The following is a 21,447-nucleotide window of genomic DNA, read 5'->3' as shown; positions in this document are numbered from 1 at the left end:
AACGAAAAAGGGGAACCGATGACCGGCTCCCCTTTGTATCCTACTGGCTTTAAATCGCCTGCCGGGGAGTGGTCTCCGGCAGGGATGAGGTCCATGCCGGGTTATTCGGCGGCCTCTGCCGGGTCAACGGACACGAAGACTTTGGAGTTGGCTCGGGTTTTGAACGAGACATTGCCGTCGACGAGGGCAAAGATCGTGTGGTCCTTGCCCAGGCCCACGCCCGTGCCGGGATGCCATTTGGTACCGCGTTGGCGCACGATGATGTTGCCGGCAACGACGGATTCGCCGCCGAACTTCTTGACGCCGAGACGACGGCCGGCCGTATCGCGACCGTTGCGGGAGGAACCGCCTGCTTTCTTGTGTGCCATCTTCTAGCTCCTTATTCCTTGTCCGCCTTGGCGCGCGGGGGCTTGCCGGCGATGAGATCCTTGGCCTGGTCGATCCACTCCTCGCGCTCGATGCGGCCCTTGAAGTTCAGTTCCGCATCGAACCGGGCGACGTCTTCGTCGGTCCAGGCGGCGATCTGGGTCAGGCTGGTAACGCCGGCGGCGGCGAGCTTCTTCTCGAGTGCCGGTCCGACGCCGCCGATTTGCTTGACGTCGTCCTTGAAGTTCGCGGCGGGCGCGGCCTCGGCGGCGGGCGCTTCGGCTTTGGTTTCGGCCTTCTTGGCCGGCGCCTTGGCGGGCTTGGCCTCGGCGACAGTCTCGGTCTTCTCGGCCTTGGTCGCGGCCTTCAAAGACGGCTTCTTGCCGCCGGTCAGGATCTCGGTGATGCGCACGGTCGAGAGCAACTGACGGTGGCCATTGCGGCGGCGATAATTGTGGCGACGGTTCTTCTTGAAGACGATGACCGTCTTCTGCTTCCTGGTCTCCACCAGCTCGGCGGCAACGAGCGCACCGTCCACCAGCGGCGTGCCGACGGTGTCGCCCACCATCAGCACCTGATCGAAGGTGACGATCGAGCCGGCCTCGGCCTCGATCTTTTCAACCTTGAGAACGTCGTTGGCGGCGACCTTGTATTGTTTGCCGCCGGTCTTGATCACAGCAAAAGTCATATCCATCAACCGGAACGTATGCGTTCCGGTCCTTGTTCTGTCGCGCCCTGTGGCGCCGCAGGCATTGCCTATAATCCTGCGGGCTTCAAGGAATTCGCGCCGGACACTCCGGCAGGCGGCCTCGAGCAGCGGTTTCATGAACGAGCGCGCGCCGACGGGAGCCGGCACGCATTCGGATGCGGCTTATCCTTTGAAACGCCCCGCGAGTCAAGCCTTTCCGGGGTTTAGCTTTCCCCTCCCGGGTACCAGTTGGCGATGCGGACCTCGGTCAGCGGCTGGACCTGCTCCTCGAACACGGAGAGATCGCTGCCACGGTGGTGATAAGGGTAGACGATCCGCGGCTGGAAGGCGTTGACGCCGTCGGCGGCCTGCTCAACGCTCATGGTATAGGGCAGGTTCATGGGTATGAACGCCACTTCGATGCCGGCAAGGGCGCGCATCTCCTCGGTGTCCTCGGTATCGCCGGCGATATAGACGCGCTTGTCGGCAAAGGTGAGGATATAGCCGTTGTCGCGGCCTTTCGGGTGGTATTGCTGGCGCTCGGGCGTGGTGTTGTAGGCAGGGATCGCCAGCAGCTGAATACCGCTGATGCTGCCGCTCTCGCCGTTGGCAACGGCCGTAGCGCGCTCCTTCATTGCCTCGGGCAGCATGTCGAAGACGGCAGGGTTGGTCACCAGCGGTGCCTTGCCGCCGATCGCCTCGAGTGTCGGCAGGTCGAAATGGTCGCCATGCTCGTGAGTGATGAGGATGCCGGTCGGTGCCGGCAGGTCGGTATAGGCCTCGGCTCCGCCTACGGGGTCGACGTAGATCACGTGTCCTCCCCAGGCGAGAAGCAGGCTCGCATGATCGACCGGATGAATGACGAGGGGGCCCTGCGACGTGTCGATGGTGTCACCGTCCATCGCCGGCGCCTCCGTTTGTGCCAGTGCCGGAACAAGGGCCGCGCCCGCCAGCTGAACTGCCGGCAGGGCCGACAGTGCCAAAACAACATCACGCCGCCGTATCATATTCTCAGCTCCTCAAAAATCCCAAATAGGGCGCCGAACGACGCCCTCGTGTCAGCATGGCATCGTGTTGTCGGCCCAATTGCGGCGAGCGTCAGCGATCAACGGTTTTGTGATCGCAAAGCGCCATGTCGGCCAGCATCCCGGCCTTGTAGCGCACGATCCATTCCTAGAGCGTTCAGTCGGAAGCATTCCGAGCGATGGTAAACGGCCGGCGGCGAGAGTATTGGGGTTGCGCAGTATGCCGTAGACAAACAGGGGCTGCGGCATCGGTTCTCCATGAGCCTTGCAAGGCAAACCCGGCATACACAAATGGGGTGTTGCGGCAGGCAAATTGCTATGCCATAAGCCCGATCTTGTCGACCGGCCGCTTGGTCACCCGAGCGGAATGACGGCCTCGCGGAGAGGTGGCAGAGCGGTTGAATGCACCGCACTCGAAATGCGGCATAGGGGCAACTCTATCGGGGGTTCGAATCCCTCCCTCTCCGCCACTCGACATCTGTGTTCGGCCCGGAGGCGGGCCTACGCGATGCGAACCTGAAGTTCAGGCGCCACTGGCACACGAAGGCGGTTCGCGCCGCGACAAGCAATATTTCGCGCTGACTACTGCCTGGCGCTAAGCCCAACGCGATTGCCTTCAGAGTCGATGAAATAGGCGAAATAGCCTCCGACGCCGGGGATTTCCGTCTTTTCGACCACAATGCGGCCGCCGGCGGATTTGACGCGTTCGATCCAGTCGTCGATGCTCGGCTCGGCGTTCAGATAGACTCGAGAACCGAATTCTGAAGGCTTGTCCTCGGGAGATTTGTACAAGCTGCCCGTCACACCGCCGTTTTGCGAGGCAAACAGCGCCGTCTCGTCACCATTTTCCAGCGCCAAGGGCTTCATCTCAGATTGGGTCACCGCTTCATAGAAGCGGATCGCGCGATCCAAGTCGGTGACAGGAATATCGAACCAAACAACCGTGTTGCGCATGCTTACATTGTTCGTCATCGTTTGCTCCTCTTGAGCTTTGCGGATGGCTGTATAATGCCTCCTGACCATCCCGACGTATTTCAAAAATCCGCAGACGATTACCAGCCGCGCGGCCGACTTCATCCAGAAGCGTTCGCTCAGCAGCTTCCGATCACTCGGAGTATTACCGGTCCATCACGCCGCCGCGTCAGGACGGGATTCGCAGGCGAGGCAATGACCGATGGATGAGACGACAGCGGAGGCACCTGCACGTGCGCACAATCGAGGGGGAAGTCAGGGAGAGGTCTTTGCCGCCTTCCTCAAGCTCGGGCTGACGTCCTTTGGCGGACCGATCGCGCATCTCGGCTATTTCCGCGAGGAACTGGTCGTTCGCCGGCGCTGGATCGATGAGAAGGGCTATGCCGATCTCGTTGCCCTCTGCCAGTTCCTGCCAGGGCCGGCGTCGAGCCAGGTGGGTTTCGCGCTCGGACTTCTGCGCGGTGGTCCTTTGGGCGCCGCGGCCGCCTGGACGGCGTTTACGCTGCCCTCGGCGATCCTGCTGGTGCTCTTTGCGTTCGGCGCCGGAGCCTTTGGTGGACCGGTCGGGACCGGCGTCATCCACGGCCTCAAGGTCGTCGCCGTCGCCATCGTTGCCCAGGCCGTCTGGGGGATGGCCAGGACCCTCTGTCCCGACCGGGAACGGGCGACCATTGCGCTTGCGGCCGTGCTCATTGTCGTCTTCGTTTCGGGCTCGCTGGGTCAGATCGCCGCCATCGTCACCGGTGGTCTGGCGGGGCTGTGGCTCTGCCGGACAAAAGGGGAGGCGATTACCGGGCACGTGACCTTCCCGGTCTCGCGCACGGCCGGGGCAACGGCGCTGGTCCTGTTCTTCGCGTTGCTGTTCGGCCTTCCGGCGCTCGTTGCTACCACGCAAGCGCAGGGGCTTGCTGTCTTCGATTCCTTCTACCGGGCCGGATCCCTGGTGTTCGGCGGCGGGCATGTGGTGTTGCCGCTGCTCCAAACGGAGGTCGTGCGCACGGGCTGGGTGTCGGCGGACCAGTTTCTTGCCGGTTATGGCGCCGCCCAGGCGGTGCCGGGCCCGCTTTTTACCTTTTCTGCTTATCTCGGAACGGTCCTCGGACCGGAGCCTAATGGGCTCATCGGCGCGGCGATCGCTCTCATTGCAATCTTCCTGCCGGGTCTCCTGCTGCTCATCGGAGTCATTCCGTTCTGGGATGCATTCCGTGCCAGACCTGCCGCGCAGGCGTTGATGCGCGGAGCGAATGCGGCCGTCGTCGGTATTCTGGGCGCTGCCCTCTATCAGCCCGTGTGGACAAGTGCGATCCTCGGGCCATACGAGTTCGCGCTGGCCCTGACCTGCTTTGTCCTGCTCATGGCCTGGAAATCATCGCCCTGGATCGTGGTGATCGTTGCCGCCATCGGCGGGGTCCTTATCGGGTTTATCTAGAGCTGGCAGCGCGAATGCTTGCCAAGGGGGCTGTAGGCGCACGGCGCGCGCTGCAAGTCAATTCTCGTGTCGGATCATGATCATGCCACGATAGGCCCATGTTGGTGCCACGATAGGCGGCGAAGTTGACGTACGTTCCCGTGGTTCGAGCGTTCGAGAGCCAACGCGGGAACAGATGTAAGCAATCTGCGTTGAAGAAGAACTTTGTTGTCTGGTGCATTCCGTGCCGAAAATATCTCAAGCTTGAAGGAACTCTGCCATGTCCTTGCAGGCCACCCGTAGTGCCGTGACCGGTCCTGCTTTGGCTGCATTTGCCGCCGCCTTGCTGTTCTCCCCACCAGCCTTTGCCTATGTCGGCCCGGGTGCCGGGCTCACCGCCATTGGAACCATGGTTGCGGTGGTCGCCGTCGTCGTATTGGCCATTGCCGGTTTCGTCTGGTACCCCCTGAAACGTATCCTGCGAAGAAGCCGAACCGCGGACCAGGCGGATACGCCTAAGTGATGGCTGTCGCCGCGCTGGTCGCGGGGCTCGTTGCTTTCATTGCGGTTCTGGAAGGGCTGAGCGTGCGGCGTCACGTCGTTGCCATGCTCGGCACCGCACAGAACGCCATTGGTGCGATGGCGGATCCGGATCTCGATGACGAGGCCAAGGAAAAGCACGCCCAGCGCGCCACCCTCCTGATGCTCAAGAACCTGCTGGTCCTCGTTGCGATCGGTGCGGCGGCGTGCCTTGCCGCGGCGCTGTTCGTGGTCGGGGGCAGTCTCATCGGCCTCTTCAGCCTCGCAACGGCGGTCGGGATCGCGATGAGCTGGTCGTTCATCCTCTGGTCGACCGTAGGCGGCATTGCGCTCTGGCTGTTGCTTGCCAAGGTTGGCCGCAAACCCGGTGCCGAAGCGAAATCGGACGTCGGGGGAGCAGAGGTGCCCTATTCGCCGCTCGACAAGGCGCTGCACAATTATGCCTTCGCTTCGCCGGCGCGCCAGATCAGGCTCGCTTCGATCGAAGACAAATTGTGGGATCGCACCATTGCCGCAACGCGGGCCGAGCGGCCGGTGTTCGTCACCTCGCTGGCGCGCGCCGGAACGACGATCCTCCTGGAGCTCCTGGCCGCCCATAAAGAGTTCGCCTCCGCCACCTATCGCAACATGCCCTTCACCATGGCGCCGCTCCTCTGGGGTCGGGTTTCGGGTCTTTTCTATAAGGCCGGCGAGAAGGCCGAGCGGGCACATGGCGACGGGATCGCGGTCAATCTCGACAGCCCCGAAGCCTTCGAAGAGATGATCTGGATGGCTTTCTGGCGCGAGCATTATGCGAACGGTCACATCGAAATCTGGACCGAAAAGGACCGCTACCCGGAGTACGAGGCATTCCTTGCCCGGCACATGAAGAAGGTCGTCGCCGGCCGGCCAGGCGCTCATCGGTACCTCTCCAAGAACAATGCCAATATCGCACGGCTGCCGCTGATCCTGGCGGCCTTTCCCGACGCGCAGGTGCTGATCCCGGTTCGCGATCCGGTCGCCCACGTCGCCTCATTGATGCGCCAGCACCGGCGGTTCCTGGACCTGCATGCCCGCGACCGCTTCGCGCGCCAGTATATGGAGGGGATCGGGCACTTTGAGTTCGGGGCGGCGCTGCGGCCGATCGCCTTTCCGGGTGGCCCGGAAAGTGCGGAAGGGGCCGAGCATGCGGACTATTGGCTGGGCTATTGGATCGCCGCTTATGAGCATGTGCTGCGTACGGCGCCGGCTGCGGCCATTTTCGTCGACCATGATGCGCTGAGCACGCATCCCGTTCTCCACCTGCCGCTCTTGGCCGAGGCCCTCGGCCTCGACGACAAGGCGGCACTCCTCTCGGCATTGGGCATGTTCCGTTCACCCAAGGCCGCGCCCGCGCTGCCCGGCGCCTCGCTGGACCTGCTGCGGCGCGCGGGTGAGCTGCACGCGGCCCTTATCGAGCGCGCGCTGCAGCCGATGCAAATCGATAGAAAGGCTGTCTGAGTAGTGAGACAAGCAATCGCGGACCGTATGGGCTCAACGCTGTTCGTTGTGTCGATCGTGATCATGGCCGTTGTCTACGGTACCGTGTCGTCGTGGTGGGGATGGTTCCCCGCGCCGCAGATCGGTCTCGCGCACCGCACCTATCTCGATATCGCCGAGAATTGGCGGAACGACCTGGCGCTCGAGCCCACCCGGCACCTGATCGTTCCCGGCGGCGCCAACGCGGGGCCCGAGCGGGGATTCTCCGGCGCTCTGACGGGCGCGGCCGCCGAGGGCTACATCCTCGTTTCCGGCCTCAGCCAGCATCAGGACGAATCCTTCCATTCGGTCACGCTCTACGACGGGGCCGGAAACGAGGTCCATCGCTGGCCGATCCGCTACGCGCAGTTCAACGAAAACCACAAGCCGCAGAACGTCATGCTGCATGGCATGGAGGTGTTCGAGGACGGCTCGGTGGTGGTGACCTTCGATTCCGGCGGCGCCATGGCCCGGGTCGACGCCTGCGGGGCGACGATGTGGAATCGGATCGGCGCTTTCAGTCATGCCATTACCCGCGACGGCGAAGGCCATCTGGTGACCTGGGAGGGCGATGTTATTACCTGGCTGGACGAGGAGACCGGTGAAACCGTCAAAAAGCTCGATGTCAAGGACATGATCGCTGTCGACGACGATGCGCAGAAGGCGACGTTCAATATCCGCACGCGCACGCCTGAAACCGCCGACGAAGATATCCGCTATATGGACGATCCATTCCACCCCAATGATGCCGAGGCGTTGCGTGCGGACATCGCCGATGCCTTCCCGATGTTCGAGGCCGGGGACGTGTTGTTCAGCCTCAGGGAGCTCAACCTCGTTGCCGTCGCCGACCCGGATACGGGGCGCCTGAAGTGGTGGCGTCACGGGCCGTGGTTCAAGCAGCACGATCCGGACTTCCAGCCCGACGGAACGATCACGGTCTACGACAACAACACCGGCACGGATAAAAGCCGGATCCTCAAGATCCGCCCGGGCGAGGATGAAGTCGAGACGGTCTTTGCGGGGTCGGATGCCGTGCCCTTCTATAGCTGGCGCCGCGGCAAGCACCAGTATTTGCCCGACGGCAATATCCTTTTGACTGAGGCGGAAGGCGGGCGCGTCCTTGAGATCACGCCCGAAGGCGAGCTTGTCTGGGAGCGGCATATGGTCTGGGACGACGAGCATAACCTCGTTGCCACCGAGGCCCGGTATGTTCCGTCCGACTTCTTTGCGAACGGCGCACCGCGCTGCCCTTCGCCAATGTGATTGGCCTTACCCGCGACATCTGATCGCCAGGTGCGGCCGGCCCGGCAGCTTGACGCCGAAGGCGGCGTCGGGCTTGCCGCCACGCACCACAGCGCCGTGACGGGTTGGATGCGGGATAATCGGCGCGATCCTTTCGGCCGGGGTGATGGTCATGTTCCAGGTGTCGATGATGTCGACCTGGTAGTCGCCGTCCTCTTGCGGCAATCCACTGGTCCACTGGGCTGGCTGATGCTCGCCGAAATAGATGTAGCGCACATTGCCGTCGCGGGCGCCCGACACGCGGCTCCATGGCCACGTCTCGGGTCCGCCGAGGGGGGTGAGACCCTCCACGGCATCCTCTTCCAGCACCTGACGCAGGAACGCGATCCGCTTCCACGCCTCACCATAGAGCTTGCCGCCCTTGGCCCACCAGATGATGTCGTCGGGGTGCGCATAGGTCTCGCCATGGCCGGCATAGCCTCCGCGCATCAGCGTCACCCAGAAGCGGTGCACAAGCTCCTCTGCAGAGATGTTGCCCCAGGCCGGCCAGATGTTGCCCTCATATTCGGGCTCGTCGTTGACGACCGGCTTGCCGTACTGCTCGCGCCATTCGGGCGTGCGCTTGACGTCCCAGTTCTGGATGCAGACATGGGTGACCCAGGGCTTGGTATGGTCGTAGTTCATCCGCACGTCGCCATTGTGGATGGACCTGAGGTGCCCGTAAGGGTCGTTCTCCTCGAGGATGGCGAAATAGCGGTCCCACTGCTCCATCGGCTTGGTGTCGAGCAGGAAGTCGTATTCGTTGGCAAGCGACCACCAGACATTGGAATAAGCGGCCAGCCGGGCCGCGAGGTAGGTGACATAGCGATAGTCCTCATCGGCGGACATGTCGGCGTAGCCCCAGCGGTCATAGGGGTGAAAGATGATGATGTCGGCTTCAATCCCCATCTCGCGCAGCCGCCCCAGTTGCTGCTCGAAGTGCCGGAACGCTTCCGGGTTGGGCCGGTCGAAATCGAGATTGCCGTCGGCGTTGCGCTCGAAGATGTCCTGGAGCGGCTCGTTGACGTTGAAGGGGTAGTTCTTGGGAAACACCCCCATGCGGATCTTGTTGAAGCCGGCTTGCGAAAGCGTTGCCAGCGTCTCCTCCTGCAGGGCCAGGGGCTGGTGGGTCCAGGCGTAGCAGGTCGTGCCGAAGGGGAGGTACGGCTTGCCGTCGGCGTGGGCGAAATGGAAACCATTGCGTACCCGCACCGGGCCATGCATGCCCGGGCGGGCGGCGGTGACGGTCAGGGCGCCGGTCCTGCCGGATAGGGCGGGAGTCGAGGAGGAGGTGGTGTAGGTCCATTCGCCTTCGGCGTCGGGCATGAACCGGATGCGGTAGCGGCCGTCGCCGTCATAAAAGCCGGGCACGCGGATGCTGCGGTCGCCTTGCGTGATAGTCGCCTCGAGGCTGACCTCGAGGTAGGGGTTGCCGTCGGTCGGTCCTTCGAGCTCAAGCTCGAACATGTCCCATCTGGCGATAGTGGCGTTCATCATCGGTGCTCGCTGTTGGTCAATCGCTTATCCGGCGCAGCAGGAGCGCCTGATAGGGCTTTGCCGGAATGTTCAGCACGTCGCCGCGCTCGACACCCTCGCCGACCATCGTCTTGGTCATGCCCCAGGTATCGATGAGCATTGCCGCATAGCGCTCGCCCGGCGGCACGGCGACCTGCACCTCGCGCGGCTGGTTGAGGCCGAAATAACTGAGGTAATAGCGGTGCGGCTGCCCGGCCGTCGGATGCTGGAGACGCGCGGGCGTCCAGTCCTCCTCACCCGGCGCCGGGCCCAGGAGCTCGGGCAGGGTGACGTTGTCGATCCCTTTCTTGAGGATGCGGTGGAAGCTGCTGTTGGGAACGGGATCGAGACCCTCGTCCGGAGCTTCCTCGAGGATGCGTTTCAAGTACGCGATGCGCTGAACGCTTTCTCCGGTGAGCCTGCCGCCCTTGGCCCACCAGAGGGTCTCATCCTCGTTGTAGTAGGTCTCTCCATGCGTGACGTAGCCGCCGTTGACCGTGCCCATCCAGAACCGGTGCACAAGTTCCTGGCCGCTGATGTTGCCCCAGTTTTCGGCGATGTCGCCCTCATAGCAGCACTCGTCGACCGAAACCGGCTTGCCGAACTCTTCGCGCCAGAGGATCGAGCGCTCCGTATAAGGCCGCTGGATGCTGACATGCGTGATCCTCTTATGGCTGTAGTCGAAGGGTGCAAATCCGTTGTGGATCGACAGAAGGTGACCGTGCGGATCGGTGTCGGCAACGACGTCGATCATGCGGTTCCAGTCGTCGAGCGACTTGCTGGCCATGAAGTCGTACTCATTGGCCATCGACCACCAGACGTTGGGAAAGGCGGCAAGCCGCGCCACAAGATAGCGCAGGTAACGGTCGTCCTGCTCCGGGCTCATGCGTGAGAAGCCCCAGCGGTCGTAGGGGTGGAGGACGATTAGGTCCGCTTCGACGCCGATCGCTGCAAGCTCACCGAAGCGTTTTTCGAGATGCCGGAAATAGGCGGGATCGGGCCGATCGAAATCGAACTCCCAGTCCGAGTCCTCGATCTTGGCGGGCCACTTGCTCGCTCCCTTCTTCAGCAGTGCGAAAGGATATCGCTCCGGCTCGTTCTGGTTGTAGCGGTAGTGCTTGGGAAAGACGCACATGCGGATTTTGGTGAAGGGCGCCTCGGTGAGGGTTGCCAGCGTCTGCTCCTCGAGTTCATCGCCCTGCAGGTTCCACACATAGGCGGTGGTGCCGATGTTGATGTAGCGGGTGCCGTCGGCGTAGCGGAAATGCAAACCGTCGGCCCGCACCGGCCCGTGGTCACCCGGCTTGGCTGCCCCGATCGAAACCGATCCGGTAGTGCCGTCGAGCTCCTTGACGTTGCTTGCCGTTTCATAGGTCCATTGACCCTCCGCCTCGGGCATGAAACGGACGCGATAGGTGCCGTCGCCGTCGTAGAAGCCGGTGACGCGAATCTGCCGATCGGTCTGGCGGAAGGTGGCGGCCAGATCGACGTCGAGGAACGGATTACCCTCTGAGGGGCCTTCGAGGACGAGTTCGAACAAGCCCCACAGCGAAACCTCGCCGCTGGCATTGGTAGTGGTGCTCATGTCAGTTCCCGTTTGTGGAGGCGGCGCCTCTCGGCCCGCTGATACAAGGTTAGTGGGCGGGCGCTGCCGCGGGCCTTGGCCGCCAGCGGCTGCGGGTGGTGGGGATGGAATCGAGGAGGAGGCGCGTATAGCCGTGCTGCGGGTTGGACATCACCTCGCCGGCTCGGCCGAACTCGACCACCTGTCCCTTGTTCATGACGGCGACGTAGTCGCTGATGTAATAGGCCGTGGCGAGGTCGTGGGTGATATAGAGGAAGCTGCGCCCTGCCTCGTCGCGAAGCCGCTTGAACAGGTTGATGATGATCATGCGGCGTGAGGCATCGATCATGCTCACCGGCTCGTCGGCAACGATCAGGCTCGGCTCGGGAATCAGCGCGCGGGCGACCGAGATGCGCTGCAACTCGCCGCCCGAGAACTGGTTGGAGTATTTACCCCGGACATCGGCATAGTCGAGGCCGACGGCGCTGAGCGCATGTTCGAGCGCGTCGACAACGGCCCGGCCCGAAAGTCCGGCGACGCGCGTCGCCGTTTCCTCGAGATAGGCATCGACGGGCCGATAGCGGCTGAAGGCCTCGAACGGATTCTGGAAAATCGGCTGGATGGAACCGAGGAATTCCCGCTTGCCCGGCTTCGATCCCCGCCCCGCGACCAACCGGTCGTAAACCGTCACCTGCCCCGAACTTGGCTCGACCAGCCGTAACAGGGTCTTGGCAAGCGTCGTCTTGCCGCTCCCCGATTCCCCAACCACCGCGATGATGGCCGGTTGGTCGCTCTCGACCTTGATATTGACGTCGTCGAGCGCCTGGATGTGCCTGGCACGCCCCAGCCCGCCCAGGCGATAGGTCTTGTTGAGATTTTCCGTGTGAAGAATCACTGCCATGTCGGTTCTCCCGAGGTGGGAATCTCGGCGCCGGCGTAGTGGCAGGCGGCAAAGTGGCCCGGCTTGTGCTCGACCAGCGGCGGTTCCACCGCCCGGCATTTGTCGGTTGCGAGCGGGCAGCGCGCCGCGAAGCGGCATCCGCGCAACTCGCCCCAGAGGCTGGGCGGACTGCCTGGAATGCCCTGGCGCGCCCGGTCGTCGCCGATCGTGGGCAGCGAGCTGATCAGGAGCCGCGTATAGGGATGGAGCGGCGCCTCGAAGACGCTGTCGCTATCGCCATATTCCACCGCCTTAGCCGCATACATGATCAGCATGCGGTGGGTGATCTGGTAGTGCACGCCCATGTCGTGCGAGACGAGGATGATGGTGTTGCCCATCTCCTCCTGCAGCTCCATCAGGAGCATCAGGATCTCCTTCTGCACCACCACGTCGAGCGCAGTCGTCGGCTCATCGGCAAGGATGATGTCGGGCTGGAAGAAGGTTGCGAGTGCGATCATCATGCGCTGGCGCATGCCGCCGGAAAGCTGGTGCGGATAGGCATCGAGCGCCTCGACCGGCAGGCCCAGCTTGCCAATGTAAGCCTTGACCTCACCCATCACCTTGCGCTTGTCCGGCTCGTGGCCCGGAAAGTCGGTGAACTGCCTGCCGATCTTGATGACCGGATTGAGCGAGCTCATCGAACTCTGCGGGACGTAGGAAATGCGCTTGAACCACTCGCGCTGGATATTGTCGCTGGTGACCTTGTCGCCGCGATCGTTGGCAAAGCCGTAGTCGATCGAGCCCTGGGCCAGGGACATGGGTGACAGCACGTCGCCATAGATGACCTTCATCAAAGTCGACTTGCCGCAGCCGGACTCCCCCGCAACGCCAAGAACACAGCCATCGGGAATGGTGATGTCGACGCCATCGACGGCACTGATCGAGCCGCGCCCGGTGCGATAACGGGCGACCACATTGTTGAGGCGGATCATGAAACACCACGCTTGCTGGCGAAGGCCTGGTTGAACCCCGTCGAGGTCAGGAACAGGCCGAGGAACAGGGTGACGGTCGCGACGATGGGCCCCACGATCCAGGGATAGTGCCCGGTAAAGAGCGCATTGTAGCTCAAGGCCCAGAAGATGATGGATCCGAGCGTCGGTACCTCCACCTTGGAAAGACCGATCACAGCCAGCGTCGCCTCGGTGTTGATGGCGAAGAGCACGGTATTGATGAAGCCGACGAGGATATACGCCGACACATAGGGCAAGATTTCCTTGGCGAGGATGTCGAAGGTATTGGCGCCCGAGAAGCGGGCCATGTTGATGAATTCGCGCTCGCGCAGCGACAGTGCCATGGACCGCACGGTGCGCGCGTCCCAGGCCCAGCCGAAGATGATGATGATCAGCCCCACCGTGAAAAAGGACGTGTTTCCACGGATGAGCGCGCCGAGAATGATAAGGATCGGCAGCAGCGGGATAGTGATGAAGGTGTCGACGATCAGCATCACCAGACGTTCGAACCGTCCGCCGATATAACCGGCGCTGAGCCCGATCACGCTCGCGACGAGGGTGACGCCGCAGGCGACGACGATGCCTAGCGCCAGCGAGTTGCGCACCGCGAAAACCAGGAACCAGAAAATGTCCTGCCCCAGCGCATTGGTCCCCAGCCAATGGACGCCCGACATGGGGAGGTTGCGCATATATGTCGCCTGGATGGACGGATCGGCCGGTGCAAAGACGGGCAAGATGAAGCTGCCGAGCCCCATGACCGCCAAGATGACGAGGCCCACGGCAAGGCGCGGATTGAGGAGCCAAAGGAGATTCGATCCTGACCGGCGCTCCGCGACGGCGGGCGACGGGGCAATGACCAACTCGACCGGATCGGCGTCTTTCGTATCGATGCTCATTTGCGCCGGATCCGCGGGTCGAGAAGAGGATAGATAAGGTCGATCACCAGCCCGGCGGTCGCGACGGCGAGGATCGACAGCGTGATTGCGCCATAAAGGACATTGTAGTCTCCGCCCGTCGCGGCCGTGCGCATGATCAGCCCGATGCCGGGATAGGAGAAGATGATCTCGGTCAGGAGCGCGCCGTTGAACACCATGCCGAGGGAAAGAGCGAGGGCCGTCACCTGCGGCAGCAGCGCATTGCGGAACACGTAGCGCGTCATGCGCGTCCAGTTCGAGGCGCCCTTCAAGCGCGCGTAGGTGACATAAGGCTCTTCGGCGGTTGCCACCGCCAGCGCCTTCATACTGAGGATGTTCCAGCCAAAACCCGCCAGCACCAGCGTGATCGCCGGCAGGAGGGAATTGTAGATGATCATCCCCACCTTCTCGGGTGTCATCTGCCCGACCGGGAAAGTCGGCGAGAGCGGGAAGATCGGGAAAATATAGGCAAGCGTCAGCAGGACCGTGACGGCAAGGATATAGTAGGGGATCGGATAGAGCAGGATGCCCACGAATTCGAGAATCGAGGCCGCCTTGCGCTTGTGAAAGTATCCCGCGACCAGCCCCACCATGTTGCCCAGCAGCCAGGCGATGACGGTCGCGGTCAGCAGAAGACCGAGCGTCCAAGGCAAAGCCGTGACGATCATGGTCGAGACGCTTTGCGGGTAGTAGGTGAAGGACGGTCCGAAATCGAAATCGATCACCACGCGTTTCAGGTAGGACAGGTATTGGGTCAGGAGATCGCCCTTGAGGCCATAGAGCTCTTCGAGGTTGCGCCGCATTTCGGCGATGGCCTCGGGGGTGAGCGTGCCGCTGGCTCGGCTCTGGATCTGCCCGATATAGCCATCGACCGGATTGATCGGCATCAGGCGGGGCAGCAGGAACGTGATCGTCAGTCCGATGAACAGGACGGCGAGATAGAGTCCGAACCGCTTGGCAACGTAGGCGACAACACCCATTGGTCAGTCCTTGGCTGAAAGAGAAGGGGCGGCCTGGAGGACAATGGCCGCCCCGACCCGTCGACGGGTTACTGCGGGCTCGCCGGTTCGATGTTGACCACCGTCTGCTTGAAGGAACTCCACCAGGTGTAGGGCGCAGCGTAGAAGTTGTCCTGCTTGGGAAAGTTCGTCCAATAGCTCTTGTTGGTCGGGATCGTGGTCGGAATGTTCATGAGATTGATCATCTGCATGTCCTCCGTCAGGTATTTCGCGATCTCGCGACCATTTTCGAGGAACTGCGGGTCATCCGTCGGCAGCCTGGCGCTGTCGGCGACGACATCGAAGATCCGCTGATCGGTCACGCGCATGAAGTTGCCGTTGAGCGCGTCCGTCGAGTCCGCCGGTTCGACGTAAGTTTCTGCGAACTGACGCCAGGAGTTCTGCCAGTTGGCGTTATAGGTGCACGAGTTCGACCAGTTGATCTGCAGCTCGTTGCGGGCATTGGTGTTCTGGACAGTGGTAAATTCGCCGTTGTCCACCTGGCGGGCATTGATGTTGAACCCGGCCTGGCGCCAGCTGTCGGCAATCGAGAAGCCAATGCGTTGCAGCACCTTGTTCCAATCGCCCGGAATGACGAATTCCAGTACCCAGGGCGAGCCATCGGGCAGGGCGAAGAACCCGTCCGAACCCTTGGTGATGCCGACCGACTCCAAGAGCTTGGCGGCCTCTTCCGGGTCATGCTTCCACCAGCCCATGCCGAAGCCGGCTTCGAGGGCGTCGCCCGTCGGCAGCTGCGAGGCATCGACGCCCTGAGCTGCGAGGGTTTCGGCCAGCTCAGCGCCGAAGTTGGTGTTGTAGGGCTTGTAGCCGTCCGGCAGCGTCAGCTCTTCGAGCCACGATTGCAACGGTCCGTAATAGAGCGGGCCGGTGATCGGCGTATCCGCCAGCGGCAGGGCGCCGGCCTTGAACTGGCCGCTCATCGAGGAGATGCCGACTTGCTGGAGGTCGAGCGCGAGAGCCAGGGCCCAGCGCACTTCCGGCATATCGTAAGGTGCGCGCTGCTGGTTGATGTAGATGCCGTAGGAGCAGGCATCGTTCATGTCGTGGTAGGGGAAGGTCGGCGAGAAGGTTTCGATATTGGGATTACGAGACTGCGCGGCCTGGATGCTGTCCGGGCTCATGAAGGTATCGACGTCGTACTGGTTCTGCACGAAAGCGAGCGCGCGGGTCTCCTCGGGGCCGAAGTCCTTGTAGAGGACGTATTTGGGTTTGGGCTCCCCCAGGTTCCCCCAGCCGGAACGCTCCCAATCCTCGCGCAATTCCCAGAGCTGCCAGGAGCCGTTGGGGTCGAATTCCTTGATCCTGTAGGGCCCGAGCGTTACTGCGTTGGTGTTCTGGAAGGTGACGACGTCGTCGCCGAGCGGCTCGAAGATGTGCTTTGGCACGATCACGAATTGCGAGCCCCAGGTATAGACACCCATCACGGTCTGGAAGTCGTAGGCGGGCCGGGTGGTCTCGACCTCGAAGGTATAGTCGTCGACCTTCTTCCAGCTCTTCACGTAGTTGGCGATCACCGCCACGCGGCCGAGCTGCTCGCGGTATTTGATATAGGTCTCAAGCGAGTAGATCACGTCGTCGGCCGTGAACTCGGTGCCGTCGCTCCAATAGACACCTTCGCGCAGCTTCACCCGGAACTGGGTGTGCTCGTCATTGAGCACTTCTGCGGGCCCAGCCGCCAGTTCGGGATAGGACTCGCCGGTAGCGGTGTCCATTTCCCATAGCCAACTCCAGCCAAGCTCGCGGAAGCCGCGCCAGATGGCATAGGCGTTCATCGGATTCTGCGCCGATGCGTTGGCCGCGCGCCCGTCGAACGTCTGGACGATCAGCGTTTCGCTGCGCGGCGTTCCGACATCGGTCATCGCGCCCTGCGCCAAACCGGTGGTGGTCATCAAGGCGCCCATCAGCGGCGCCAACAGGTAGCGGCCGAGCCGTGCCATGTTCTTTCCTCCCTCTTTGACCAGCAGGACGCGGGGTTGCGCGGCGCCGGTCCGTGAAAATGGGTGATTGTCCAGGAAGCCCGCGGGCCGATCACGGCACTCGAGCGCTCGCCTTCAAACAGGCGTGCTGCCGCCTCCTACGGCAACTCCCTACGGATCCTTTCGCGCGCACCCAATCACGCGCCTCGCAGGTTTGCGGTAAATTTCGCTTTCCTTGCGATTTATTACGAATATGTGTGGAAAGATGCGATGTCAATGCCCTCCATGCGTGCAGCCCGGAGCGGATCGAAGGAAGACGCAAATGAAGTCAGCAGGAGGTCAGTCGGCGAGAATGACTTCTACGCCACGCCGCTCGAACTCGGCGCGGTCGGCATCGGAGATGCCATCATCGGTGATGAGGGTGTGGACGATTTCGACGCCGCCGAGGGCGGAGAAGGAAACGCGCCCGATCTTGGTGGAATCGGCGAGGAGATAGATATGTGACGCTGCCTTGACCATGGCGCGCTTGACGTAGATGTCGCCGATGGCCGGGTAGGTAAGGCCGGCTTCGAAGGAGACGCCGGCCGTCGCCAGGAACAGCTTTTGCGCATAGATGCCGACGAAGAAATCGGCAGATTTCTCGCCGCTCAACGATAGTGTCGGCGCCTTGAACTGGCCTGCCGGCATATGAACCGTGTTGGTCGGAATGCCGCCCAGGATCAGGGCGATATTGAGGGCGTTGGTAATGATGTTGAGGTCGTGCCGGCTCTTCAGGTTCTCGGCAAACTGTGTGGTGGTGGTGCCGGAATCGATGATAATCGTTTCGTGATCGCCAACAAGAGAAGCCGCAGCCATCCCGATCCGCAGTTTCTTGTCCATGTTCTGGACGTGCTGCAGCGACATGGATTGCACCTGCTGTGGCACCGAGCGCAAATAGGCACCACCGTGCTCGCGGGTGATGTAGCCGTCGGCATCGAGTCGCTCGAGATCCTGACGTATCGTCGCTTCCGATACGGCAAAAGCCGCCGACAAGTCGCGCACCCGGGCGCTACCCTCTTCCTGCAGCCATTCGAGGATCTTCATGCGCCGAGGCTCTGCCAGCAGCTGCTGCCCATCGGCGCCTCGTGTGCGGATCGGCCCAGAGCTTCTCGTTTTGTGCATCGACACCCCTTACCCCGCCTGCCAATGCGAGACTGCGCTAAGGTCTGTTTGTCACTGGGACCGGCGGAAAGCAACAGATCTGACGACCCTGGCACCAGGATGGCGCGCTAACGTTCGACAGTAAACCGCACAAATCGAAATTTTTCCGTATTGCACGAAAGCAAAACGCATTATAGGTTCCGATCAAATCACGATCGGCCGGCGGCACGCCGACGGGTCCCGGTGGGAGGCATTCTGCAACCGGGCGCCGCGTATCTGGCCGAAGGCGATCCCGCCGCCGTAAGGGGAATTGCGGCCCGGCCGGATCATCGGTTGGCGAGAGCCTTTCCCGCTCTGATTGTATCAGAAAGGGATCTCTAGGTAGTTGAACTGTCGCGTTTTCGAACCGCAAAAGTTGGCATCCATTTTTGCTGGAAACGCTCTAGGAGGTCAGATGTCATCGGCGCCGGTACATGCCCCCGCATCCAATGACGTGATCGCCACGATCCGCGACAAGGCGCTGTGGATCCGCAGGCGCAGCTTCCAGATGGTCTACGAAGCCCAGTTGGGCCACCCCGGCGGCGACTTCAGCGCCGCCGATATCCTGGCAACCCTCTTTTTCGGCGTGCTGCGTTACGATCCGGAGCGACCGGACGACCCGGGCCGCGACCGGTTCGTGATGAGCAAGGGGCATTGCACTGGCGCCTTCTATTCGGTGCTGGCCGCTGCCGGCTTTTTCTCCGAGAGCGAGCTTTCGACCTATATGCAGCCGCTTTCGCGCCTCAACGGCCACCCCAACCGTAACTATCTTGCCGGGGTCGAGACCAATACCGGGCCGCTCGGCCACGGCCTGCCCGTCGCCACCGGCATCGCCATTGCCGGCCAGATCGACGCAGCCGGTTTCCGTACGTTCGTACTGACCGGCGATGGTGAACTGCAGGAGGGCAGCAACTGGGAGGCTGCGCTCACCGCGGGTCACAGGCGCCTCGAAAATCTGACGCTCATCATCGACCGCAACCGCCTGCAGCAGGGTGCACGCACCGAAGAGACCGCCTCGCTCGATCCGCTCGACGACAAGTGGCGCGCCTTCGGCTGGCAGGTGGAGGTGGTCGACGGGCACGATCACGCGCAGCTACTCGAGGTGCTTTCGGCGAGCCCAAGAGGCCGTGGCCGACCGCTCTGCGTCATCGCCAATACCTTCAAGGGCAAAGGCGTCAGCTTCATGCACGACAACGTCGCCTGGCATCATGGCGTGCCCAACAAGGAGCAGTACGAGCAGGCCATGGCGGAGTTGGTGTGATGAGTGCGGCGGTTTCGGTCGAGAGCGGGTTCTTCGATTGCCGCGACAGCTTTGCCTCGACCATCGAGGCGCTGGCGGCGGCCGACGAACGCATCGTCACCGTCGTCAGCGACAGCGTCGGCTCGTCCAAACTCAACGGCTTCCGCAGCAAATTCCCCGAGCGCATGGTCAATGTCGGCATCGCCGAGCAGACACTGGTGGCGGTGGGTGCAGGTCTTGCCAATGGCGGCAAGGTGCCGTTCGTTTCCGCTGCCTCCTGCTTCATTACCGGTAGGGCGCTGGAGCAGGTCAAGGCCGACATCGTCTATACCAACGTCAACGTCAAGCTCATTGGCCAGTCGAGCGGGGTCGCCTATGGGGAATTGGGGCCGACCCACCATTCCATCGAGGACATGGCGTGGCTGCGCCTCTTGAATAATCTGACGCTGATCGTCCCCGCCGATCCGTGGCAGACCGAGCATGCGATCCGCGCCGCGGCGGCGATCGACGGGCCGGTGTTCGTCAGGGTCAGCCGCATGCCGGTGCCCGCGCTCGAACACGCCGGCGCGTTCGAAGTCGGCAAGGCCGAAGTCCTGTTCGAAGGAGATGACGCGGCCATCATCGCCAACGGCACCATGGTGCATCGCGCGCTGGCGGCGGCGAAGAGCCTGGCGGGCGAGGGCATCCGGGCGCGCGTCGTCAACATGGCAACCGTCAACCCGCTCGACGAGGCGGCGATCCTTTCAGCCGCCCGGACCGGCGCCATCGTCACGGTCGAGGAGCATTCGGTGCGCGGCGGGCTAGGCGGCGCCGTCGCCGAAGTGGTCACCGCCCACGATCCGGTGCCCATGCGCATCATGGGCTTTCCGGGGTTCCTCCCCACCGGCTCGGCCGAATGGCTGATGGAGCATTTCGGGCTGACCGCAGCGGCTATCGCCGACGCCGTGCGCCAGACCATCTCGCGCAAGCGATGAGCACGTCCGGCCTCGTCCTCGCCATCGATCAGGGCACGACCAACACCAAGGCGGTGCTGGTCAGCGCCGACGGCCGGATCGCTGCGCGGGCGAGCGTTGCCAATCCCGTTTCGTACCCGCGTCCCGGCTGGGCCGAGCAGTCGGGAGAGGCTTTATGGCAAGGCGTGGTCGAGGCCATAGCCGTGGTGACGGGCGCGGCCGGCGCGGTCGAAATCGACGCGGTCGCGATCTCCAACCAGCGCGAATCCGTCCTGGTCTGGGATGCGGAGACGGGCGAACCCATCGGGCCCTGCGTCATCTGGCAGTGCCGTCGCACCGCGGATGCCTGCCAGACGCTGCGCGAAGCCGGGCTCGGCGAGCGGATCGCGGAAAAGACCGGGCTGGCGCTCGACCCATTGTTTCCGGCTGGCAAGATCGCCTGGTTGATCGACTCCGTTCCCAGTGCCCGCGAGCGCGCCGCGCGGGGCGAGTTGCGCGCCGGCACCGTCGACACCTGGCTGCTCTGGCAACTCACGAACGGCGCCGTTTTCGCGACCGACCATTCGAACGCTTCCCGGACCCAGCTCTTCGATACCAGGCGCATGGAATGGGACGAGGAGCTCGCCGATATCTTCAACGTCTCGTCGCAGCTGATGGCGCAAGTGCTCCCGTCGAACGCAAGCTTCGGACTGACCGCGGCCGGCGCCACCGGCCTGCCTGCCGGCATACCGATCCAGGCGATGATCGGCGATTCACACGCGGCCCTTTACGGACACGGCGTGCGCCAGCCGGGCACGGTCAAGGCCACCTATGGCACCGGCACGTCGCTGATGACGCTGACCGGCGGGCGGGTCCGCTCGCGCAACGGCCTCTCGGCCACCATCGCCTGGAGCACAGGTGAGGGACCTGTGCACGCGCTCGAGGGCAATATCTCGGTTTCCGGCCAGGCTGCAGCGTTCATGGCCGAGCTTCTCGGGCTATCCGATGTCGGAGCGCTCGCCGATCTCGCCGGCACCGTTGCCGACAGCGACGGCGTCACCTTCGTTCCGGCGCTGGTCGGCCTCGGCGCGCCCTATTGGCGCAGCGACGCGCGCGGGATCATCACCGGCATGTCGCTCGGCACGCGCCCAGCCCATCTCGCCCGCGCGGCGCTGGATGCCATCGCCCTGCAGGTCAGCGATGTGTTCGAGGCGATGCAGGCCGACCTCGGCAGCGAGCTCGTCGGCTTGCGCGCGGACGGGGGCGCCTCGTCGAACCATGCGCTCATGCAGTTCCAGGCCGACCTCCTCGGCAAGACGGTGACGGCAAGCGCAGTGCCGGAGGTCAGCGCGCTCGGTGCGGCGGCGCTCGCCTTTTCGGGGCTTGGGATCGAGACCTCATGACCGATGCCGGCACCGGCTTCACGCCCGCGATGCCACAAGCGGAGCGCGAGGCGATCCGCGATCGTTGGCAGGCGGCCATACGCCAGACATTGACTGAA

19 protein-coding genes and 1 tRNA gene are annotated in these 21,447 nt (G+C 63.1%); 8 read left to right on the top strand and 12 right to left on the bottom strand.

The features are described 5' to 3' along the window. Positions 1-101 precede the first annotated feature (101 nt). The 3 genes from rpmA to QQK18_RS07850 form a co-directional block, all read right to left on the bottom strand. Positions 102-368, bottom strand: a complete 267-nt coding sequence (rpmA, locus tag QQK18_RS07860; protein WP_284339751.1) for a 50S ribosomal protein L27 — start codon at positions 366-368, stop codon at positions 102-104. 11 nt (positions 369-379) lie between these two features. Beyond that, a complete protein-coding gene (locus QQK18_RS07855) occupies positions 380-1,054 on the bottom strand; it encodes a 50S ribosomal protein L21 (protein ID WP_284339750.1) in 675 nt (224 codons plus the stop codon). Positions 1,055-1,278: 224 nt separating this feature from the next. Beyond that, a complete protein-coding gene (locus QQK18_RS07850; protein ID WP_284339748.1) occupies positions 1,279-2,061 on the bottom strand; it encodes an MBL fold metallo-hydrolase in 783 nt (260 codons plus the stop codon). A 398-nt stretch (positions 2,062-2,459) separates the two neighbouring features. Here QQK18_RS07850 and QQK18_RS07845 point away from each other — a divergent pair. Next, positions 2,460-2,549: transfer RNA gene (locus QQK18_RS07845), tRNA-Ser, on the top strand. A gap of 112 nt (positions 2,550-2,661) precedes the next feature. Here the strand turns inward: QQK18_RS07845 and QQK18_RS07840 are convergent. Continuing rightward, the gene (locus tag QQK18_RS07840; protein WP_284339747.1) at positions 2,662-3,051 is read right to left on the bottom strand and encodes a VOC family protein; all 390 of its coding nucleotides are present in this window, start codon (positions 3,049-3,051) and stop codon (positions 2,662-2,664) included. Between the two features lie 202 nt (positions 3,052-3,253). On the opposite strand from QQK18_RS07840, the gene chrA reads away from it, so the two are divergent. From chrA to QQK18_RS07820, 4 genes are all read left to right on the top strand, one after another. Continuing rightward, a complete protein-coding gene (gene chrA / locus QQK18_RS07835) occupies positions 3,254-4,480 on the top strand; it encodes a chromate efflux transporter (protein WP_284339746.1) in 1,227 nt (408 codons plus the stop codon). A 259-nt stretch (positions 4,481-4,739) separates the two neighbouring features. Beyond that, positions 4,740-4,982, top strand: a complete 243-nt coding sequence (locus QQK18_RS07830; protein WP_284339745.1) for a hypothetical protein — start codon at positions 4,740-4,742, stop codon at positions 4,980-4,982. Next, positions 4,982-6,478, top strand: a complete 1,497-nt coding sequence (locus QQK18_RS07825) for a sulfotransferase family protein (RefSeq protein ID WP_284339744.1) — start codon at positions 4,982-4,984, stop codon at positions 6,476-6,478. Before QQK18_RS07830 ends, QQK18_RS07825 begins: the two co-directional genes overlap by 1 nt. A 3-nt stretch (positions 6,479-6,481) precedes the next feature. Beyond that, the gene (locus QQK18_RS07820) at positions 6,482-7,759 is read left to right on the top strand and encodes an arylsulfotransferase family protein (protein ID WP_284339743.1); all 1,278 of its coding nucleotides are present in this window, start codon (positions 6,482-6,484) and stop codon (positions 7,757-7,759) included. Between the two features lie 6 nt (positions 7,760-7,765). On the opposite strand, the gene QQK18_RS07815 is transcribed toward QQK18_RS07820, so the two are convergent. The 8 genes from QQK18_RS07815 to QQK18_RS07780 form a co-directional block, all read right to left on the bottom strand. Further along, the gene (locus QQK18_RS07815; RefSeq protein WP_284339742.1) at positions 7,766-9,274 is read right to left on the bottom strand and encodes a DUF5060 domain-containing protein; all 1,509 of its coding nucleotides are present in this window, start codon (positions 9,272-9,274) and stop codon (positions 7,766-7,768) included. A gap of 16 nt (positions 9,275-9,290) precedes the next feature. Continuing rightward, positions 9,291-10,877, bottom strand: a complete 1,587-nt coding sequence (locus tag QQK18_RS07810; RefSeq protein WP_284339741.1) for a DUF5060 domain-containing protein — start codon at positions 10,875-10,877, stop codon at positions 9,291-9,293. 49 nt (positions 10,878-10,926) lie between these two features. Further along, complete coding sequence (locus QQK18_RS07805) at positions 10,927-11,757, bottom strand: ABC transporter ATP-binding protein (protein ID WP_284339740.1); 831 nt, start codon at positions 11,755-11,757, stop codon at positions 10,927-10,929. Continuing rightward, complete coding sequence (locus QQK18_RS07800; RefSeq protein WP_284339739.1) at positions 11,748-12,728, bottom strand: ABC transporter ATP-binding protein; 981 nt, start codon at positions 12,726-12,728, stop codon at positions 11,748-11,750. The genes QQK18_RS07805 and QQK18_RS07800 overlap by 10 nt, the downstream gene beginning before the upstream one ends. Further along, a complete protein-coding gene (locus QQK18_RS07795) occupies positions 12,725-13,642 on the bottom strand; it encodes an ABC transporter permease (RefSeq protein ID WP_284339738.1) in 918 nt (305 codons plus the stop codon). The genes QQK18_RS07800 and QQK18_RS07795 overlap by 4 nt, the downstream gene beginning before the upstream one ends. After that, a complete protein-coding gene (locus tag QQK18_RS07790) occupies positions 13,639-14,640 on the bottom strand; it encodes an ABC transporter permease (RefSeq protein ID WP_284339737.1) in 1,002 nt (333 codons plus the stop codon). The genes QQK18_RS07795 and QQK18_RS07790 overlap by 4 nt, the downstream gene beginning before the upstream one ends. A 68-nt stretch (positions 14,641-14,708) precedes the next feature. Continuing rightward, on the bottom strand, positions 14,709-16,616 hold the full coding sequence (locus QQK18_RS07785; RefSeq protein ID WP_284339736.1) for an ABC transporter substrate-binding protein: 1,908 nt from the start codon (positions 16,614-16,616) through the stop codon (positions 14,709-14,711). Between the two features lie 318 nt (positions 16,617-16,934). Beyond that, a complete protein-coding gene (locus QQK18_RS07780; protein ID WP_284339735.1) occupies positions 16,935-17,678 on the bottom strand; it encodes a DeoR/GlpR family DNA-binding transcription regulator in 744 nt (247 codons plus the stop codon). A 604-nt stretch (positions 17,679-18,282) separates the two neighbouring features. Here QQK18_RS07780 and QQK18_RS07775 point away from each other — a divergent pair. Genes QQK18_RS07775 through QQK18_RS07765 form a run of 3 tightly spaced genes read left to right on the top strand, consistent with a single transcriptional unit; the run spans position 18,283 to position 21,349 of the window. Next, a complete protein-coding gene (locus tag QQK18_RS07775; protein WP_379994906.1) occupies positions 18,283-19,035 on the top strand; it encodes a transketolase in 753 nt (250 codons plus the stop codon). Then, positions 19,035-19,988: a transketolase family protein gene (locus tag QQK18_RS07770; RefSeq protein ID WP_284339732.1), complete on the top strand. Its 954-nt coding sequence runs from the start codon at positions 19,035-19,037 to the stop codon at positions 19,986-19,988. The genes QQK18_RS07775 and QQK18_RS07770 overlap by 1 nt, the downstream gene beginning before the upstream one ends. Further along, positions 19,985-21,349 carry an FGGY family carbohydrate kinase gene (locus tag QQK18_RS07765; protein WP_284339730.1) on the top strand — a complete coding sequence of 455 codons (1,365 nt, stop codon included), beginning with the start codon at positions 19,985-19,987 and terminating at the stop codon, positions 21,347-21,349. The genes QQK18_RS07770 and QQK18_RS07765 overlap by 4 nt, the downstream gene beginning before the upstream one ends. The last annotated feature ends 98 nt before the right edge of the window (positions 21,350-21,447 follow it).

The organism is Devosia nitrariae, from assembly GCF_030160115.1.
In the GTDB taxonomy this organism is placed as follows: domain Bacteria; phylum Pseudomonadota; class Alphaproteobacteria; order Rhizobiales; family Devosiaceae; genus Devosia; species Devosia nitrariae.
Note: the sequence above shows the minus strand (reverse complement) of the source record. Positions and strands in the feature narration are given on the sequence as shown.

Coding starts and splice junctions, on each gene's coding strand:
- QQK18_RS07825 (WP_284339744.1), top strand. CDS start 4,982: ATGGCTGTCGCCGCGCTGGTCGCGGGGCTCGTTGCTTTCATTGCGGTT.
- QQK18_RS07855 (WP_284339750.1), bottom strand. CDS start 1,054: ATGACTTTTGCTGTGATCAAGACCGGCGGCAAACAATACAAGGTCGCC.
- QQK18_RS07795 (WP_284339738.1), bottom strand. CDS start 13,642: ATGAGCATCGATACGAAAGACGCCGATCCGGTCGAGTTGGTCATTGCC.
- QQK18_RS07830 (WP_284339745.1), top strand. CDS start 4,740: ATGTCCTTGCAGGCCACCCGTAGTGCCGTGACCGGTCCTGCTTTGGCT.
- rpmA (WP_284339751.1), bottom strand. CDS start 368: ATGGCACACAAGAAAGCAGGCGGTTCCTCCCGCAACGGTCGCGATACG.
- QQK18_RS07785 (WP_284339736.1), bottom strand. CDS start 16,616: ATGGCACGGCTCGGCCGCTACCTGTTGGCGCCGCTGATGGGCGCCTTG.
- QQK18_RS07850 (WP_284339748.1), bottom strand. CDS start 2,061: ATGATACGGCGGCGTGATGTTGTTTTGGCACTGTCGGCCCTGCCGGCA.
- chrA (WP_284339746.1), top strand. CDS start 3,254: ATGGATGAGACGACAGCGGAGGCACCTGCACGTGCGCACAATCGAGGG.
- QQK18_RS07810 (WP_284339741.1), bottom strand. CDS start 10,877: ATGAGCACCACTACCAATGCCAGCGGCGAGGTTTCGCTGTGGGGCTTG.
- QQK18_RS07840 (WP_284339747.1), bottom strand. CDS start 3,051: ATGACGAACAATGTAAGCATGCGCAACACGGTTGTTTGGTTCGATATT.
- QQK18_RS07790 (WP_284339737.1), bottom strand. CDS start 14,640: ATGGGTGTTGTCGCCTACGTTGCCAAGCGGTTCGGACTCTATCTCGCC.
- QQK18_RS07800 (WP_284339739.1), bottom strand. CDS start 12,728: ATGATCCGCCTCAACAATGTGGTCGCCCGTTATCGCACCGGGCGCGGC.
- QQK18_RS07815 (WP_284339742.1), bottom strand. CDS start 9,274: ATGATGAACGCCACTATCGCCAGATGGGACATGTTCGAGCTTGAGCTC.
- QQK18_RS07765 (WP_284339730.1), top strand. CDS start 19,985: ATGAGCACGTCCGGCCTCGTCCTCGCCATCGATCAGGGCACGACCAAC.
- QQK18_RS07780 (WP_284339735.1), bottom strand. CDS start 17,678: ATGAAGATCCTCGAATGGCTGCAGGAAGAGGGTAGCGCCCGGGTGCGC.
- QQK18_RS07805 (WP_284339740.1), bottom strand. CDS start 11,757: ATGGCAGTGATTCTTCACACGGAAAATCTCAACAAGACCTATCGCCTG.
- QQK18_RS07770 (WP_284339732.1), top strand. CDS start 19,035: ATGAGTGCGGCGGTTTCGGTCGAGAGCGGGTTCTTCGATTGCCGCGAC.
- QQK18_RS07775 (WP_379994906.1), top strand. CDS start 18,283: ATGGTCTACGAAGCCCAGTTGGGCCACCCCGGCGGCGACTTCAGCGCC.